Genomic DNA, 16,374 nt, shown 5'->3' on the forward strand with positions numbered 1-16,374 from the left:
CCTAACTTCCCTCGCGCCACGCACGCCACAGACGCGCGTACATGCCTCCGAGAGCCACCAGCTCCTCGTGCGTCCCCTCCTCCACCACGCGCCCCGCGTCCAGCACGGCGATCCGGTCCGCCGCCATGGCCTGGGTCAGCCGGTGGGCCACGAAGAGCGTGGTACGGCCCGCACAGGCGGCCAGTACGGCGCGCTCCAGCTCGGCGGCGCCTTCGCTGCCCGCCTCGGCGGTCGACTCGTCCAGCACGACCACCGGTGAGCGGCTCAACACCAGGCGGGCCAGAGCCACTTGAGCGACCTTGGTCACATCCAGGCGCTCTCCGCCCTCGCCGACCATGGCGTGCAGACCGCCGGGCAGCAGCTCGACCCAGCCGTCGGCGCCGACGGTCCGCACCGCCTCCATCAGCTCCTCGTCGCTCGCCTCGGGTGCGGCGAGACGCAGATCGTCGGCGAGCGGCCCGGAGAAGACGTGCGTCTCCTGGGTCAGGATGCTCACCAGGGACCGCGCCTCGGCCTCGTCGAGCCCGGCGAGGTCCCGTGAGCCGATGCGTACGGTCCCGGTCTGCGGGGTTCCGATGCCGGCGATCAGCGCGGCGAGCGTCGACTTGCCGGCGCCCGTCGCGCCCACCAGCGCCAGCGAACCACCGGCCGGAATGGACAGGTCGACCTCGCGCAGGACCGGTTCCTCGGTGTCGGGATAGCTGAAGGTCAGGTCCTCCACGGTCACCGCGTACGGCACGGCCTCGGCCCGGGCGACGGACGCGTCGCCGACCAGGCGCTCCTCCGCCGGCTCCGCCAGCACGCCGACCAGACGGGTGAGGCTGGCTCCGGACTTCTGGGCCTCGTCGAAGGTGAACATGATGGCGCCGAGCGGCGTGAACAGCCGGTGGAACATCAGCGGGGCGGCCGAGACCTCGCCGAGCGTGGCCGCGTCGGCCTCCAGCAGGGCGTACCCGACCACCAGGATCAGGACGAGGCCGATGAACTCGGCGCGGTTCTCCCGGCCGACGAACCGGCCGAAGAACCGGAACACCTCGATGCCGAGGTTGCGCACCCGCCACGACTCGGCGGTGACCTTCTCGCGGACGTCGCCCTCCAGGCGGTACGCCCGTACGGTGTCTATCCCGTTGAGGCCGCTGATCAGCGCCTGCGCGCGGTCGGCCTGGGCGATGCGCTGGCTGCGGTAGAGGGGCGCGGACCGGGGCAGGTACCAGCGCAGGGCGAAGGCGTACGCCGGGAGCGCGCAGGCCCCGGCCAGGCCGAGCCGCCAGTCCAGGCCGAACATGCCGAGCGTGGCGATGGCCACCAGCACGCCGGCCGAGAACACCGTGGGAATGGCCTGCCGGATGCCCTTGGAGAGCACGGCCACGTCGTCGCCGACCCGGGAGAGCACATCGCCGCGGCCGACCTGTTCGACGCGGGCGCTCGGCATGCCGAGCACGGCCCGTACGGCGCTCTCCCGCAGCTGCGCGAGCAGCTCCGCGCCCAGCCGTCCGATCAGGTACGTGGAGGCCGCGGTGGCCGCCGCGCCGAGCAGCGCGGCGGCCCCCATCAGCACGCCGACGGTGACGAGCACCGAGCGTGGTTCGCCGCCGACCACCCCGTCGACCACCCGGCCCAGCAGGAGCACCGGGACCACCTGGAGGGCCGCGCCGGCCACGGTGGTGACCACGGTGGAGAAGGTCAGCCACGGGGCGCGGCGGCAGTGTGCCGCCACCCAGCCGGTGGCCTCCCTCCCCGTCGCCGTACGCAACTTCGTCAGGGCCGCGGGGGTGTCGGTGACTGTCACACCATCGCCAGTTCTCGGTGGGGGGAGGGCGGTGCGGGCGTCATCGCTACTTGGCCGCCTTGACCAGCTCGTCGACCGCGTACGGCAGGGAGAGCAGCGTGCCCTGGGACATGGCGGCCCCGATCGCCGGGCCCTCGCTGTCCAGGAGGTAGGAGACGTTGCCGTTCTTGACGGCGGGCAGGTTGGCGAAGAGCTCGAACTTCTTGAGCGCCTCGGTGTCCGCCTTGTCGTTGATGACGAAGATGCGGTCCACGTCGATCAGGTCGATGCGCTCGGGCGACAGCTCGGTGGAGAACTTGCCGTCGGCGATCTTGTCGATCTCGGTCTGGTAGCCGAAGCCGGCACCGGTGACCAGCTGGCCGCGCACATCGGTGGAGGTGAACGGGTACACCGCACCCTTGTACCAGGAGAGCGCGACGGCCTTCTGCTCGGCGAAGGCGGGGTTGTCCTTCTTGGCCGCGTCCAGCTTGTCCTGGATGCCCTTCACCAGCTCCTTGCCCTCGGTCTCCTTGCCGAGCGCCTTGGCGATGTGGACCGCGTTGTCCTGCCAGGGAGCGCTGAAGGGCTCCTTCTCGGCCTTGGTGCGGCCGACGGTCGGCGCGATCTTGGAGAGCTTGTCGTAGGCGGCCTGGTCGACCTCGGAGTAGACCGCGATGATCAGGTCCGGGCGGAGGGAGGCGATCTTCTCGAAGTTGGGGCCCGCGTCGCCGTTGTTCATGACGACCTCGGGGCGGGTGTCGCCCCACTTGTCCTTGACCCAGGGCCACTGGGTGTTGATGTCGGGGGTCTGGCCCACCGGGTTCGGGTACTGGTCGACCATGCCGACCGGCTTGATGCCGAAGGCGAGGATGGCCTGGTCGTCCGTGTAGCCCACGGAGACGACGCGCTGGGGGGCCTTCTCGACCTTCGTGGATCCGAACGCGTGCTCCACCGTGACCGGGAACGCGCCGGCGTCGGCGGCCGGGGCGTCGTCGCTCTTCTTCGCCTCCGTGTCGGAACCGCATCCCGTGAGGAGGCCGACGCCGAGGGTCGCGACGGAGAGTGCCGCGGCCAGCCGCCGCCACGGCTGAGCGAGCGTCGTTCGATGGAGAAGCATCCGGAATCCCTTGCTGTCGCGCTGTCCACTGCGCCCCTGTGTGAGGGCGAGCAAACCTTATCCCGCCAAGTGAGGCCAGCCTAGCCTTACTTGGAAACTTTCCCTCGTCCGGATCGAGTTGACCGAAACACCAACTCCCCTGGTCCAGGCCTTACTTCACGGGTGCGTCGCTCACCGGTTCGAGCCGGACGTGCGCCCGTCCGATCGGCACGATGAGCGGCCGGTCACCGACCGGATCGTCGATCACCTTGGCCTGCAGCCCGAAGGCCTCGCGCAGCAACTCGGCGGTGATCACCTCACGCGGATGGCCCTGCGCCAGGATCGCACCCCCGCGCATCACGATGAGGTTGTCGCTGTAACGCGTGGCGAGGTTGAGGTCGTGCAGCACCATGACCACGGTGCACCCGGACTCGTGCAGGTCGTCCACCAGGTCGAGCACGTCGATGGCGTGCGCGAGGTCCAGATAGGTGGTCGGCTCGTCCAGCAGCAGCAGGTCGGTGCCCTGGGCCAGGGTCATCGAGATCCAGACACGCTGACGCTGGCCGCCGGAGAGCGAGTCGACCGTCCGGTCGGCCAGGTCGGCCACTCCGGTCATGGCCAGGGCGCGCTCCACGACACCGGCGTCGTCCGAGGACCACTGCCGCAGCCAGCTCTGGTGCGGATGCCGTCCCCGGGCCACCAGGTCGCCCACCGTCAGACCCTCGGGCGCCACGGGCGCCTGCGGAAGCAGACCGAGCTTCTTGGCCACGTCCCTGGTCCGCAGCCGGGCGATGTCCTCGCCGTCCAGCACGACCGTCCCGCCGGCCGGTTTGAGCAGCCGCGTCAGAGTCCTCAACAGTGTTGATTTTCCACAGCCGTTGGGGCCGATGATGGTGGTGACCACGCCCGGCGGGATCTCCACGTCGAGATCGTCGATGACCGCCCGGCCGCCGTAGCCGACGGTGACGCCTCTCGCCGCCAGCCGGGAGACGGCCCCGGCGCCGGTCCGGGTCTCGGTGATGAACTGCGCGACCACAAGCACCCCTTGATTTAGGCTCACCTAACCTTATTGCCTCGGGCGGGAGTTCGCCTCGGGGCCTCGCGCGCGGATCACCGGCGGAGGTTCGCCCGTACCAGCAGATAGACGAGGAACGGACCGCCGATCGCGGCGGTGACCACGCCGACCGGAAGGGTGACCGGCAGTGCCGTCCGTGCGATGAGGTCCGAACCGATCAGCAGCAGCGCTCCCAGCACGCCGGACGCCACCATCGGCGGCGTCGGGCACCTCGCCAGCCGCATCGCCACCTGCGGCGCCACCAGCGCGACGAACGGCACGGGCCCCGCCGCGCTCACCGCCACCGCCGCCAGCAGCACCGCGCACAGCAGGAGGACGGCCCGCACCCTGGTGTGCCGGACACCCAGTCCGGCGGCCACGTCGTCACCGAGGTGCATCGGCTTGAACGGGAACGCGGCGGCGGCCACCACGACGAACAGGACCAGCGAGCCCCAGAACGCGATCTCGACCTCGTTCCACGACCGGCCGTCCAGCGAACCGACCAGCCACGCCTGCGCCCGGGCCACATCCCTGATGTCGGCCGACACCAGCAACCAGGTCGTGATCGCCTGCATCACGGCGCTCACCGAGATGCCGATGAGGATGAGCCGGAAGCCGTCGACCCCGCGCCGCCACGCCAGGAAGTAGACCAGCAGCCCGGTGCCGAGGCCGCCCAGCAGCGCCGCCGCCGAGAGGCCCACCGAGCCGACGACCGCCGCGGCGGCCCCGCCCGACACCGTCACCAGGAACACCGCGACGGCACTGGCACCGCTGGTGATCCCGAGGATGTCGGGGCTGGCGAGCGGATTGCGCGCGACGGACTGCGTGATGGCCCCGGAGACGCCCAGCGCGATGCCCACGACGAGGCCGGCCAGCGCGCGCGGCATCCGCAGGTCCATCACGACGAACTCGTCGACCGGTTCGCCCTGGCCGAGCAGCGTGGCGATCACCCGCGAGAGGCCGATCGGGAAGTCCCCGACAGCGATGGAGAGGCAGAACACCAGGAAGGCGGCGGCCGCCAGCACCAGCGTGACCAGGACGAGCCAGGGCCGCCAGACGAACGACACCCGGCCGACCCGGATGCCCGGCGTCAGCGCGGCCTTCACCGTCGGCCCGCTCACGCCTGTCCCGCTCATATCCGTCCCGCTCATATCTGTTCTGCTCATGCGCTCTTGAACTTTCCTCGCCAGACGAGAACCGCGAAGAACGGGGCGCCGAGGAGGGCGACCACGACACCGGGTTCCAGCTCACCGGGGCGTACCACCAGGCGCCCCACGATGTCGCAGACCAGCAGGACGACCGCGCCGAGCAGACCCGCGTACGGCACCAGCCAGCGGTAGTCGGGCCCCGTCAGATACCGGGCCACATGGGCGACCATCAGCCCGAGAAAGGCGATCGGCCCGCACGCCGCCGTGGCCGCGCCCGCCAGCAGGGTGATGGCGACGATGCCGACGGCCCGGCTCAGCACGAGGTTCACGCCCAGGCCGCGCGCCACGTCGTCGCCGAGGTTGAGCAGGTTGAGGGAGGGCAGCGTGGACAGCGCCAGGACGAGCCCGACGCCGATGAACCCGCTCACCGGCCAGATGACGTCGAACCCCACCCCGGCCACGGAGCCCGCGTTCCAGAACCGCAGCGCGTTCAGCGACTTCTGGTCGGTCAGCGCGACCGCGGTGGTCATCGCCATCAGGAAGACCGTGATGCCCTGCCCGGCCAGGGCGAGCGTCAGCGGATTGCCCGCTCCCCTGCCGATGCTCGCCAGCCCGAAGACGACGACCCCGGCGAGGGCCGCTCCCGCGAAGGCGAACCAGACGTACTGGAACGGATCGGTGAACCCGAAGACGGCGATCGCCGTCACCACGGCGAACGAGGCACCGGTGTTCACGCCCAACAGCCCGGTGTCGGCGATGGGGTTACGTGTGTACCCCTGGATCAGCGCACCGCCGACGCCCAGCGCGATCCCCGCCACGACCGCGAGGACGGTCCGGGGCACCCGGACCGTCTCCACGATGAGCCTGATCTCGGTCAGCCGCTGATCGGCCTCCGGCACGGCGAACAGCCCGTACCAGACCTCGGCGGGGCTGAGCGCGCGCGCTCCGACGGCCAGCGACAGGGCCGCGGCGAGCGCGAGAACCGCGCCCAGCGTGCCCAAGCCCACAACCCGCCCGCGGCGGACCTCTGTTGCACCCCTGGGCACGGGGCGCTCGACTGCAGTCGTGCTCATATGGACGTACGTTATCCCTCTGGAGCCACCGGAACTCATGGTCGGCCGGGCCGTGGAGGGCGCACCCGGTGCCGGGTGCGCCCGCAGGATTGCTAGCCGACGGTGCTGGCCTCGTCGGAGGTGGACTTGACGCTGCGGTCGAGCAGGGAGTCCAGGATCTCGCCGACGCGTATCGCGGTGTTGGACAGCAGGGACGTCGTGATGCCGTGCGTGTGCTCCGTACCGCCCTGCAGATAGATGCCGGCGCCCAGAGCGGGGTCGGTGGCGATGCGGTAGTCGCGCTCGACCCGGACGCGGCCCTCGTCGTCGGTCAGGCAGCGGTCGGCGACCTCGCCGAGGAGGCCCAGCGGGTCGGCGGGGCTGTAGCCGGTGGCGAAGACAACGATATCGGCGTCCAGAGGCGTCTCCTCCCCCGTGACGAGGGACTTCACGGTGGTGCGTACGCTGTCGGGCCGCTCCTCGACGGCGGTGACCCGGGAGACGTTGAGGAAGCGCAGCCGCTCGGTGCCGAGGACCTTCTCCCGGTACATCTGGCGGTACAGGTCGTCGATCAGGTCGATGTCCACCACGGAGTAGTTGGTGTTCCCGTGATAGGCCATCAGCTGGCTCTTGACGCTGTCGGGCGCGGCGAAGTAGTCGTCGACCGCGCCCGGGTCGAAGATCCGGTTGGCGAAGCTGCTGTCGTCGGCGGGGCTGTAGCCGTAGCGGGAGAAGACCGCGCAGACCTCGGCCCCGGGGAAGCGGCGGTGCAGGTAGGCGACGTTCTCGGCGGCGCTCTGCCCGGCGCCCACGACCACGAACCGCGAGGGCGAGGTGCCCTCCAGGCCGTCGACCTTGCGCAGCAGATCGGAGTTGTGCCAGACCCGGTCGCCGCGCCGTACGCCTTCCGGCAGGAGGGGCCGCAGCCCGGTGCCGATGACGAGGTTGCGGGCCCGGTGCACTTCGAGGCCGCCGCCGGACCGGACGGTCACGTCCAGGTACTCCACGGTGCCGTCGTGGACGTACGGCGTCACGGAGACGACCTCGTGTCCGTACGAGACCATGTCGTCGACCTTGGCCGCGGCCCACTCGAAGTAGTCGTGGAACTCCACGCGGAGGGGGAAGAGGTTCTTGTGGTTGATGAAGTCGATGAGCCGGCCCCTGCTCTGCAGGTAGCAGAGGAAGCTGTACTCGCTCGCCGGGTTTCGGAGCGTCACCAGGTCTTTGAGGAACGAGACCTGCATCGTGGCGTCGTCGATCAGCATGCCGCGGTGCCAGCCGAAGCTCTGCTGCTGCTCGAAGAAGCGAGCGGTGACCGGCGCCTGCCCGCCGACGCGTGTGTTGTGCTCTCTGAGCGCGATCGCCATGGCCACATTGGAGGGGCCGAAGCCGATTCCGATGAGGTCGTGGACCAGTGGTGCGTCGCCAGGATGAACCTGTGACATGTCACTCCCATCGTGCGGGAAAGCCGCCTGTCAGGCGCGGGGGACGGTAGGGCGGACGGGCACGCCGACAGAGCGCGCCTACCCGAACTTAGGTGAGCCTAAGCTGATTCGATCGATGCTGTCGATAGGGCCAGGTGGATATCCGGAGACTGACACTCCGTCAACTAGGCTTCTGAGCAGCTGTGTTATCGAACGAGGTGAGCCATTAGTCACCGAATGTGACCCGCCCCATGCCGCAGGCGCCCGGTGCCGCCCTCGGTCTCGGGCAGGCTCTAGAGTGCGGGAGTGCCTTCGTACAGCATTGGCCAGGCCGCAGAGCTGCTGGCCGTGAGTCCGGAAACCGTTCGCCGCTGGGCGGACAGCGGTCACCTCGCGATGGACCGGGGCAGCTCGGGCAACCGGGTGATCGACGGTGTCAGCCTGGCGGCCTTCGCCACGGAACGGGCGGCGGGCCTCCATCCTGTGCCCGACGGCGGAGCTCTGACGTCGGTACGGAACTCGTTCGCCGGGATCGTCACCGCTGTCACGATGGACGACATCGTGGCCCAGGTGGAGATCCAGTCGGGTCCGCACCGGCTCGTTTCGCTTATCAGCCGCGAGTCCGTGGAGGAACTCGGCCTGGAGGTGGGCGTGCTGGCGACGGCACGGGTGAAGTCGACCAACGTACACATCGACCGCCCTGGGCATCAGGGCTGATTCGCGCCCGGGTCGATGCACTGCGTGCACCAGCACCTCGAAGAGCAGGTGTGAGGCAGAACTTCGCCGGTGGCTCACAGAAGCGAGGCCGAAGCCGGATATCGCCTCGCAGGAACGCTTCGACGGAACGGTTCCTGGGCATACCTCCCTGGCAGCCGCCGCGCGGGCCGTCCGACGGAGGATTCCATGAGCCGACCCGGTACGTCACACCGCACGCCTGCCACCCGGCTCGCGTCGCTCGCGGTACTGGGCGATGTCGGCCGGCCCGCCACCCTGACCGTGCGCGACCTGCGCGACGGATGGGAGCAGCACCGGGCGGAGGTCGTCTTCGACTGCGCTACCAGCGGGCCGCAGCGGCACGCGTTCGAGGGGCCTCTGCTGCGGGAGGTCGCGCTCGACGCGCGTCCGCTCTTCGACGCCCGCCGACGCAAGGACCGGTCGCGGTTCGCGCTGGCGGTCTCCGGTGGCGACGGGCACCACACCGTCCTGGCCTGGGCGGAGATCGACGCCGACTTCGGCGACGCGCCCGTCCTGCTGGCCACCCGGATGGACGGCGAGGACCTGGACACGGCCGGCAGCCAGCTGGTGGTGCCCGTCGACCGGTGCGGGGCGCGCTACATCAGCGCCATCACCCGGGTCTGGGTCGGAGCGTGGCCGCGGCTGGGCTGAACCGCGCGGCCGGGACGTGTCCGGCCCGGCTGGGGATCAGGCGGCTGCCAGGGAGACCTCGGTCGACTTGATCAGGGCCAGCACCGGCACTCCGGCCGCGAGGTCCAGATCGGCCACCGCGTCCTTGGTGATCGCGGCGGTCAGCTCGCCGCCCTCGACGGAGACCTTGACGCTCGCCATGGCGCCGCCGGTGGATACGTCGGTGACGGTGCCCGGGATCCGGTTGCGGATGCTCAGGCCGTCGACCGTGCCGGTGGCGAGGGACACCTCGGTGGACTTCACGAGCGTGCGTACGGACGTTCCTTCCGCAAGACCGAGCTCCTTGACGGCTTCGAGCGTGATCGCGGCCGTGATCTCCTGGCCTCCCACCAGCCGGACCTTCACGGTGGCCATGACTTCGCCCGCGGTGACGGAGGTGACCGTGCCGGGGATCTGGTTACGGATGCTCAAACTCATGGAGCGGTGCCTCGAATTCATAGCGAAATGCCAGGTATCTCCTGGTCTGCATGTTCAATGTAGACACTTCCGCCACAGCCGTCCGGGCCACCGTCGCAGGCGCAAGGGTGATCGCGGACGCCGCCTGGCAGAACGGAGACAGCGACTTCAGGACACGACCAGATCGGCCGCCGCACCGCCCGGCTGAGGTGATGACGCGATGACACCACGGCCGTTCAGGAAGTGACACATGGGGCCGGCTGGACGCCGGCCGATCCGCGTACCGGTCGGGGAGGGCTCCGACCGGTGGGCGAACCGGAGGGCGGGCAGAACCTCGTCCCAGTAGCCGGCCTTCAGCTGGAGCGGCCACAGGACCCGGGCCAGCCGTAGCGCGGTGTCGATGTGCTGGTACTCCTCGGCCACCGAGACGGCCCGGACGACGTTGCGTACCTCCGCCGCCGGCACGGCCACGCCCTCCGCCTCGTCGCGGCAGGCCGTTCCGCTCTCCGGTGCCGGTTCGGTGCGCCAGCTCTGCGGCAGCGCGGCGTGCGCGGCATGGAGGACCCGGTTCAGCAGGTCGTCGAGTACGCGGGTCACGGCCGCCGAGCACGCGGCGATGCCGTGCTCCGGGCCTGGCGTGTCCGCCAGGTAGCGGCGGATCTCGGGACGGAAGCGGTGGCGGCCGTCCGGCAGCGGCTCCAGCAGCTGGACGTCCACGGCCTCGGCGAGCATCGCCGCTGCCTCGGCGGGCTCGATGCCCGCGGCGGCCGCGGCGAGGCGGGCGTCGACCGACGGCCAGCCGCCCAGCGCGGTGAGGCGGCAGAGCCGTGCCGTCTGCGGCCGGAGCCTGGCGCAGGCGGCCCGCGTCGCCTCCCGTACCGGATGGTCACCCGACGGGTCTACCGTCGGGTCTGCCGTCGGGTCTGCCGTCGGGTCGAAAGGCGCGGCTCCGTCGGTCAGCAGGCGGAGCGCGGCGGTCCTGAGGGCGAAGGCGTTGCCGGCGCAGCGGTCCAGCAGGGCCGGCAGCCGCTGTTTGACCCGCGCGATCTGCTCGCGGCCGGCCACCTTCCGCAGCATCTTCAGCGCGTGGCGGTCGCTCATCGGTGGTACGGCGACGGGGAGCGCGTCCAGGGTGAAGGGCCGGCCGGAGACCACGACCAGCAGGAAGACGCCCGGCGTGGACGGGATGAGGCCGCGGACCTGGGCGACCGACGAGGCGTGGTCGATGACGAACAGCACCCTCCGCCGGCGGTGAGGCGCCGGTAGAGCCGTTCCCTGGCCGCCGCCGTCGGTGGAATCCGGTCGTGCTCGACGGCCATCTCGCGCAGGAGGCGGTGGAGGACCGCGGCCGGTTCCGGGCCGTTCTCACCGGCGGCGTCGCGGAGGTCCTCGGAGAACTGCCCGTCGGGGAACCGGGTATGGAGGAGCGCGCCCACGTGGAGGGCGACGGCGGTGGTCCCGATGCCCGGAGGCCCGGAGAGTTGTGCGCAGCGCGGCCTTCCGGCGGTGGGACGGGTCGCCCGCCGATGCGGGCGTGCACCTGGCTCGCCAGTGCCTCCAGCCCGTCGCTGCCGGCCGGCAGCGGTGTCTCGCGCCCCAGCGTCCGGCCCACCAGCGCCCCCGTCGACAGGAGCAGTTGCTTGCCCAGCTCTCCGCCCGCGCCGTTCCCCGCCGCGGTGAGAAACGTGGTGAGCGCGCTGAGCGCCACGACCTCCAGCAGGTCGGCCCCTCCCCCTGATGGTCCCCGACCCGGCCTTGGCCGGACTGTCTCGCTGCGGCCGCGACCAGGGGTCTCCTTTCGGCCCTCTTCTCACACGCCGGTGCCGGGAGGTGTGCGTGAGGCGTAATCGCAGGTGTTCCCGGAGCGTGACGGGGTGGAAACCCGGCCTTCCTACGGTGCTGGTGGTAGGCCTGCCCGCTGCGGACCGCGCGGGGCGGAAAGTGGAGGTTCGGTGCCGGCTGGTGCGAAGAAGGACAGCGTGCGTACGGTCTGTTCGTACTGCGGGGTCGGCTGCGGCATCGTGCTCGACCTCACGCGGGATCCGGCCGACGGCCGCCGGCGCGCGGCCAAGGCCTCCGGCGACAAGGAGCACCCGAGCAACTTCGGCCGCCTCTGCACCAAGGGCGCGACGAGCGCGGACATGATGGCCGCGCCCGGTCGCCTGTCGGAGGCGCTGGTACGGGAGGAGCGCGGCGCCGAGCCCGCGCGGACCGGCGTGGACGAGGCGATCACGGCGGTGGCCGGCCGGCTGCGGGCGCTCCTGGACGAGCACGGCCCGGACGCGCTCTCCTTCTATGTGTCCGGGCAGATGTCGCTGGAGGCGCAGTACCTGGCGAACAAGCTGGCCAAGGGGTTCGTCCGGACCAACCGGATCGAGTCGAACTCCCGGCTCTGCATGGCCAGTGCGGGGACCGGATACACGCTGTCGCTGGGTGCGGACGGCCCGCCCGGCTCGTACCAGGACTTCGACCGCGCGGAGGCGTTCTTCGTCATCGGCGCCAACATGGCCGACTGCCACCCGATCCTCTTCCTGCGCATGATGGACCGGGTCAAGTCGGCCGGGGCCCGGCTGATCGTCGTCGATCCGCGCCGTAACGCCACCGCCGACAAGGCCGACCTCTTCCTGCAGATCAAACCCGGTACCGACCTCGCCCTCCTCAATGGCCTCCTGCGCCTCCTCGTCGCCGACGGCCACACCGACGAGACGTTCATCGCCGAGTTCACCGAGGGCTGGGAGGAGATGCCGGCCTTCCTCGCGGACTACCCGCCGGCGAAGGTCGCGGAGATCACCGGGATTCCGGAGACCGACATCCGGCAGGCGGCGCGGTGGATCGGCGAGGCCGGTGAGTGGATGAGCTGCTGGACCATGGGCCTCAACCAGTCCACGCACGGCACCTGGAACACCAACGCCCTGGTCAACCTGCACCTCGCCACCGGTGCCATCTGCCGCCCGGGTTCGGGTCCGTTCTCGCTGACCGGCCAGCCGAACGCGATGGGCGGCCGGGAGATGGGCTACATGGGCCCCGGTCTGCCCGGCCAGCGATCGGTGCTGGTCGAGGCCGAACGTGCCTTCATCGAGAACCTGTGGGACATACCCGAGGGCTCGCTGCGGACCGACGTCGGACGGGGCACGGTCGAGATGTTCGAGCAGATGGCCGCCGGGGACATCAAGGCGTGCTGGATCATCTGCACCAACCCCGTCGCCTCGGTCGCCAACCGCCGGACCGTGGTCGCCGGTCTGGAGGCGGCCGAACTCGTCATCACCCAGGACGTGTTCGCCGAGACCGAGACCAACGCGTACGCCGATGTCGTGCTGCCCGCCACGCTGTGGGCCGAGTCCGACGGCGTCATGGTCAACTCCGAGCGGAACCTGACCCTCGTCCAGGGCGTCGTCGACCCTCCGGGTCAGGCGCTGCCGGACTGGCGGCTGATCGCCCGGGTCGCCTGTGAGATGGGGTTCGCCGAGGCGTTCACGTACGGCTCCTCCGAGGAGGTGTTCGAGGAGCTCAAGCAGGCGTGGAACCCGAAGACCGGGTGGGATGTGCGCGGTGTGAGCTACGAGCGGCTGCGCACCACGCCCGTGCAGTGGCCGGCGCCCACAGCCGACGGCCCGGAACGCAACCCGGTCCGCTACCTCAACGACGGCACCAGCCAGACCCTCCTGGAGCGCGCGGACGGCACCCGGCCCCGCCTGGCCTTCCCCACCGCGAGCGGACGGGCGCGGTTCTTCGCCCGCCCCCACCTGCCGGCGGCCGAACTTCCCGATGACGACTACCCGTTCGTCCTCAACACCGGTCGGCTCCAGCACCAGTGGCACACGATGACCAAGACCGGCAAGGTCGCGAAGCTGACCAAGCTCGATCCGGGCCCGTTCGTCGAGGTGAACCCCGAGGACGCCGAGGCTTTCGGCGTCGGCGGGGGCGATCACCTGGAGGTCGCCTCCCGGCGTGGCAGGGCCGTGCTGCCGGTCGTGGTCACCGACCGGGTCCGGCCGGGCACCTGCTTCGCCCCGTTCCACTGGAACGACCTGTTCGGCGAGTACCTCAGCATCAACGCCGTCACCAACGACGCCGTCGACCCGGCCTCCTTCCAGCCCGAGTTCAAGGTCTGCGCCGTCACCCTGGCCCGGACGGCCGCTCCGGTGCCGGCCCCGCAGGCGAGCCCGCGGCCGGAGGCCGTTCCGGCACCCGTGGCGGTGGCAGCGGGTGACGACGACTCGCCCGTGCAGGCGCTCGCCGCTCTCTTCGGGGTCGCCGGTCTCGCTCCCGTACCGCTGGCCGAACCGGAGCGCCGCTACCTCTCCGGCTATCTCTCCGGTCTCGCCATGGCCCCGCCCGACGGGCGCGTACCCGTGCTGCCGCCGGACGCACCCTTCGACCCGGGTCACGCCCTGTGGGTGGACGGCGTCCTGGCCGGGATGTTCTCCCGTACGGAGGCGCCCGCCGCGCCCGCCCCGGTGCCGCCGCCGACCGGCGCGACGGCCGTGCCGACCCGGCGCCTGCTCATCCTGTGGGCGTCCCAGACCGGCACCGCTGAGGAGTTCGCCGGGGGCGCCGCCGCTCGCCTGACCGGGGCGGGCCACGCCCCCGAGCTGCTGCCCATGGCCGACGTGTCCCCGGACGGCCTCGGCACCGACACCGACGTGCTCCTCGTCACCAGCACCTTCGGGGACGGCGAGGCACCGGACGGCGGCGCCGACTTCTGGCGGATGCTGTCGGCGCCGGACGCCGGGCGGATGGAGGGCGTCCGGTACGCGGTTCTCGCCTTCGGGGACTCGGCCTACGACGACTTCTGCGGCCACGGCCGCCGTCTCGACGAACGCCTCGCCGCCCTCGGCGCCACCCGCCTCGTCCCCCGTACCGACTGCGAGCCCGACTTCGAGGAGCCGGCGGAGCAGTGGCTCGGTCAGGTCGTCGCGGCGCTGGCGGCGGCCGAGGACCAGGGGCGCGGGGCTGCCGGCGCAGCCGCGGCCGTACGGGACGTCCCGGCCGCGGCCCCCGCTTCCGTACGGGACGTCCCGGCCGCGGCCCCCGCTTCCGTACCGGCCGATCACACCAAGGCGTCCCCGTTCGCCACGCTCCTCGTCGGCAACAGGCTGCTGAGCCTGCCGGGTTCGCAGAAGGAGGTCCGTCAGTTCGCGTTCGACACTCGGGGCGGCGAACTCGCCTACGAGGCAGGCGACGCTCTCGGCGTGTGGCCGGCCAACGGCGCTCCGCTCGTCGCCGAATGGCTCGCGCTGACCGGACTGGACCCCGACGAGCCCGTCGACCTGGGCGGCGGCTCCTCCCTCCCCTTCGAGGAGGCGCTCCGCACCCGCCTGGACATCGCCCGCATCTCTCCCGACCTGCTCAGGCTGGCGGCCGAACGGACCGGCAGCCACGACCTGAAGCGGCTGCTGCGCTCCGACAACAAGGACGCGCTCGCGAAATGGAGTTGGGGCCGCCAGGCGGCCGACGTCGTCGCCGCGTATCCGATCCGTACGTCGGCGGCGGAGTGGGCGAGCGTCCTCAAGCGCCTCCAGCCACGCCTGTACTCCATCTCCTCCAGCCCGCTCGCCCACCCCGGCGAGGTCCGCCTCACGGTCTCCGTCGTCCGCTACACCAACGAACTCGGCCGGGACCGCACGGGCGTCTGCTCCGCCTACCTCGCCGACCACGCCGACGACGGCCCGGTCCAGGTCTTCGTCCAGCGCTCACCGCACTTCCGCCCGCCCGCCGACCCCGCGACCCCCATGATCATGGTCGGCCCCGGCACCGGCGTGGCCCCCTTCGTCGGCTTCCTGGAGGACCGCCGGGCCCGCGGCCACACCGGGCCCAACTGGCTCTTCTTCGGCGAGCAGCGCCAGGCCACCGACTTCTACTACCGCGAGGAGCTGGAGGCGTACCGGGCGTCCGGCCACCTCGACCGGCTCGACCTCGCCTTCTCCCGCGACCAGCGCAACAAGGTCTACGTCCAGGACCGCATGCTCGAACACGGCTCCCGCCTGTGGCAGTGGCTCCAGGACGGCGCCCACTTCTACGTCTGCGGTGATGCCTCCCGTATGGCCAAGGACGTCGACCGAGCCCTCAAGGACATCGCCACCACCCACGGCGGCCTGGACGCCGAGGAGGCGTCCGCGTACGTGAGGCGCCTGGCGTCGGAGAGGCGTTACGTCCGCGACGTCTACTGACCGGCGCGCTCCCCCGTACGCCGGGGGTTTCCGGACAGCTTCGGGATGTGAGTGGGGCCACGCCTTTCGACGTTTGGCAGGAAATTCTTCATGAGCCTGAGGCTTCCTCTTCAAAAGTTCCTGCCATGGTCCCGTTTCGTCACCTGAACAGCAAGATCAACTTGGTTGAACCCTGCACCGCCGACTTCACCTTGTCCGTATGGCGGCCAACCGCCCCACCGCGACTACTCGCTCCCGCGCAGGGGGCTGTAGGCATATTCCAGAACGGTATGCCGGACGCTCCGACCCTGACCGAGTCGGGCGGCACCGGCCGTGACATGCCGTCATTCGTGGGGTCATCGAGGGTGCCTGCCTTCGATCCCCGTTCACCTGTCGCCGTACCTGGGGGTCTTTTCCCATGTCTCAACTCACCCGTCGTCGCGCCCTCGGGGCTGCCGCGACCGCTCTGACCGGCCTCGTTCTGACCGGCTTCGCGCGGACGGCAGGGGCGTCGTCCGATCACCGGACCGCGGACACGAACCATCACGAGGGGCACGGGGGGCACGCGGGGCACAAAGGCCCGCAGCCGTTCCGCGAGACCTCCCGGGGGCGCCTCATCGAAGGCGCGCCGGCGCACGACGGCGGGCACCACGGCGGCTACACCGTGCGGGTCGACGGCGAGGATCTGCATGTGATGCGGAACGCGGACAGCACGTGGGTCAGCGTCATCAACCACTACGAGACGTTCGCCACCCCGCGCGCGGTGGCCCGGGCCGCCGTGATCGAGCTCCAGGGCTCCGACCTCGTACCTCTGGTCTGACCGCCCGTCGGCCCGGCCGTCGCGCCGGCCCGACCGGCCCGA

Annotated in this window: 12 protein-coding genes; 4 read left to right on the forward strand and 8 right to left on the reverse strand. The window is 71.1% G+C overall.

Annotation, left to right across the window (positions count from 1 at the left end):
* Position 1: 1 nt before the first annotated feature.
* The 6 genes from ACQP09_RS01095 to ACQP09_RS01120 form a co-directional block, all read right to left on the reverse strand.
* On the reverse strand, positions 2–1,789 hold the full coding sequence (locus tag ACQP09_RS01095; protein ID WP_433395197.1) for an ABC transporter ATP-binding protein: 1,788 nt from the start codon (positions 1,787–1,789) through the stop codon (positions 2–4).
* 46 nt (positions 1,790–1,835) lie between these two features.
* On the reverse strand, positions 1,836–2,885 hold the full coding sequence (locus tag ACQP09_RS01100; protein WP_433395198.1) for an iron-siderophore ABC transporter substrate-binding protein: 1,050 nt from the start codon (positions 2,883–2,885) through the stop codon (positions 1,836–1,838).
* 151 nt (positions 2,886–3,036) lie between these two features.
* A complete protein-coding gene (locus ACQP09_RS01105; protein ID WP_433395199.1) occupies positions 3,037–3,900 on the reverse strand; it encodes an ABC transporter ATP-binding protein in 864 nt (287 codons plus the stop codon).
* 74 nt (positions 3,901–3,974) lie between these two features.
* Positions 3,975–5,054: a FecCD family ABC transporter permease gene (locus ACQP09_RS01110; RefSeq protein ID WP_433406447.1), complete on the reverse strand. Its 1,080-nt coding sequence runs from the start codon at positions 5,052–5,054 to the stop codon at positions 3,975–3,977.
* A 26-nt stretch (positions 5,055–5,080) separates the two neighbouring features.
* A complete protein-coding gene (locus tag ACQP09_RS01115) occupies positions 5,081–6,139 on the reverse strand; it encodes a FecCD family ABC transporter permease (protein ID WP_433395201.1) in 1,059 nt (352 codons plus the stop codon).
* Between the two features lie 92 nt (positions 6,140–6,231).
* On the reverse strand, positions 6,232–7,563 hold the full coding sequence (locus tag ACQP09_RS01120) for a lysine N(6)-hydroxylase/L-ornithine N(5)-oxygenase family protein (RefSeq protein ID WP_433395203.1): 1,332 nt from the start codon (positions 7,561–7,563) through the stop codon (positions 6,232–6,234).
* 285 nt (positions 7,564–7,848) lie between these two features.
* Between ACQP09_RS01120 and ACQP09_RS01125 the strand changes: the two genes are divergently transcribed.
* Positions 7,849–8,259, forward strand: a complete 411-nt coding sequence (locus tag ACQP09_RS01125) for a TOBE domain-containing protein (protein ID WP_432150045.1) — start codon at positions 7,849–7,851, stop codon at positions 8,257–8,259.
* A gap of 186 nt (positions 8,260–8,445) precedes the next feature.
* Entirely contained in the window at positions 8,446–8,928 is a 483-nt protein-coding gene (locus tag ACQP09_RS01130) for a molybdopterin-dependent oxidoreductase (protein WP_433395204.1), read from the forward strand.
* Positions 8,929–8,964: 36 nt separating this feature from the next.
* Here ACQP09_RS01130 and ACQP09_RS01135 read toward each other — a convergent pair whose 3' ends face one another.
* Both ACQP09_RS01135 and ACQP09_RS01140 read right to left on the reverse strand, forming a co-directional pair.
* Positions 8,965–9,384 carry a TOBE domain-containing protein gene (locus ACQP09_RS01135; protein WP_432150047.1) on the reverse strand — a complete coding sequence of 140 codons (420 nt, stop codon included), beginning with the start codon at positions 9,382–9,384 and terminating at the stop codon, positions 8,965–8,967.
* A gap of 147 nt (positions 9,385–9,531) precedes the next feature.
* The gene (locus ACQP09_RS01140) at positions 9,532–10,602 is read right to left on the reverse strand and encodes a hypothetical protein (RefSeq protein ID WP_433395206.1); all 1,071 of its coding nucleotides are present in this window, start codon (positions 10,600–10,602) and stop codon (positions 9,532–9,534) included.
* A 713-nt stretch (positions 10,603–11,315) separates the two neighbouring features.
* Between ACQP09_RS01140 and ACQP09_RS01145 the strand changes: the two genes are divergently transcribed.
* Positions 11,316–15,533, forward strand: a complete 4,218-nt coding sequence (locus ACQP09_RS01145; RefSeq protein ID WP_433395208.1) for a molybdopterin-dependent oxidoreductase — start codon at positions 11,316–11,318, stop codon at positions 15,531–15,533.
* Between the two features lie 397 nt (positions 15,534–15,930).
* Positions 15,931–16,332, forward strand: coding sequence for an apotyrosinase chaperone MelC1 (gene melC1, locus ACQP09_RS01150; protein WP_433395210.1), 402 nt, complete (start codon positions 15,931–15,933; stop codon positions 16,330–16,332).
* Positions 16,333–16,374: the final 42 nt, after the last annotated feature.

The sequence above is a fragment of the Streptomyces sp. CA-146814 genome, assembly GCF_050942385.1.
Lineage (GTDB): Bacteria > Actinomycetota > Actinomycetes > Streptomycetales > Streptomycetaceae > Streptomyces.

Bases quoted from the DNA above. Each gene is read 5' to 3' on its own strand.
- ACQP09_RS01115 (WP_433395201.1), bottom strand. From the start codon at position 6,139: ATGAGCACGACTGCAGTCGAGCGCCCCGTGCCCAGGGGTGCAACAGAG.
- ACQP09_RS01135 (WP_432150047.1), bottom strand. From the start codon at position 9,384: ATGAGTTTGAGCATCCGTAACCAGATCCCCGGCACGGTCACCTCCGTC.
- ACQP09_RS01110 (WP_433406447.1), bottom strand. From the start codon at position 5,054: ATGAGCGGGACAGGCGTGAGCGGGCCGACGGTGAAGGCCGCGCTGACG.
- ACQP09_RS01130 (WP_433395204.1), top strand. From the start codon at position 8,446: ATGAGCCGACCCGGTACGTCACACCGCACGCCTGCCACCCGGCTCGCG.
- melC1 (WP_433395210.1), top strand. From the start codon at position 15,931: ATGTCTCAACTCACCCGTCGTCGCGCCCTCGGGGCTGCCGCGACCGCT.
- ACQP09_RS01100 (WP_433395198.1), bottom strand. From the start codon at position 2,885: ATGCTTCTCCATCGAACGACGCTCGCTCAGCCGTGGCGGCGGCTGGCC.
- ACQP09_RS01120 (WP_433395203.1), bottom strand. From the start codon at position 7,563: ATGTCACAGGTTCATCCTGGCGACGCACCACTGGTCCACGACCTCATC.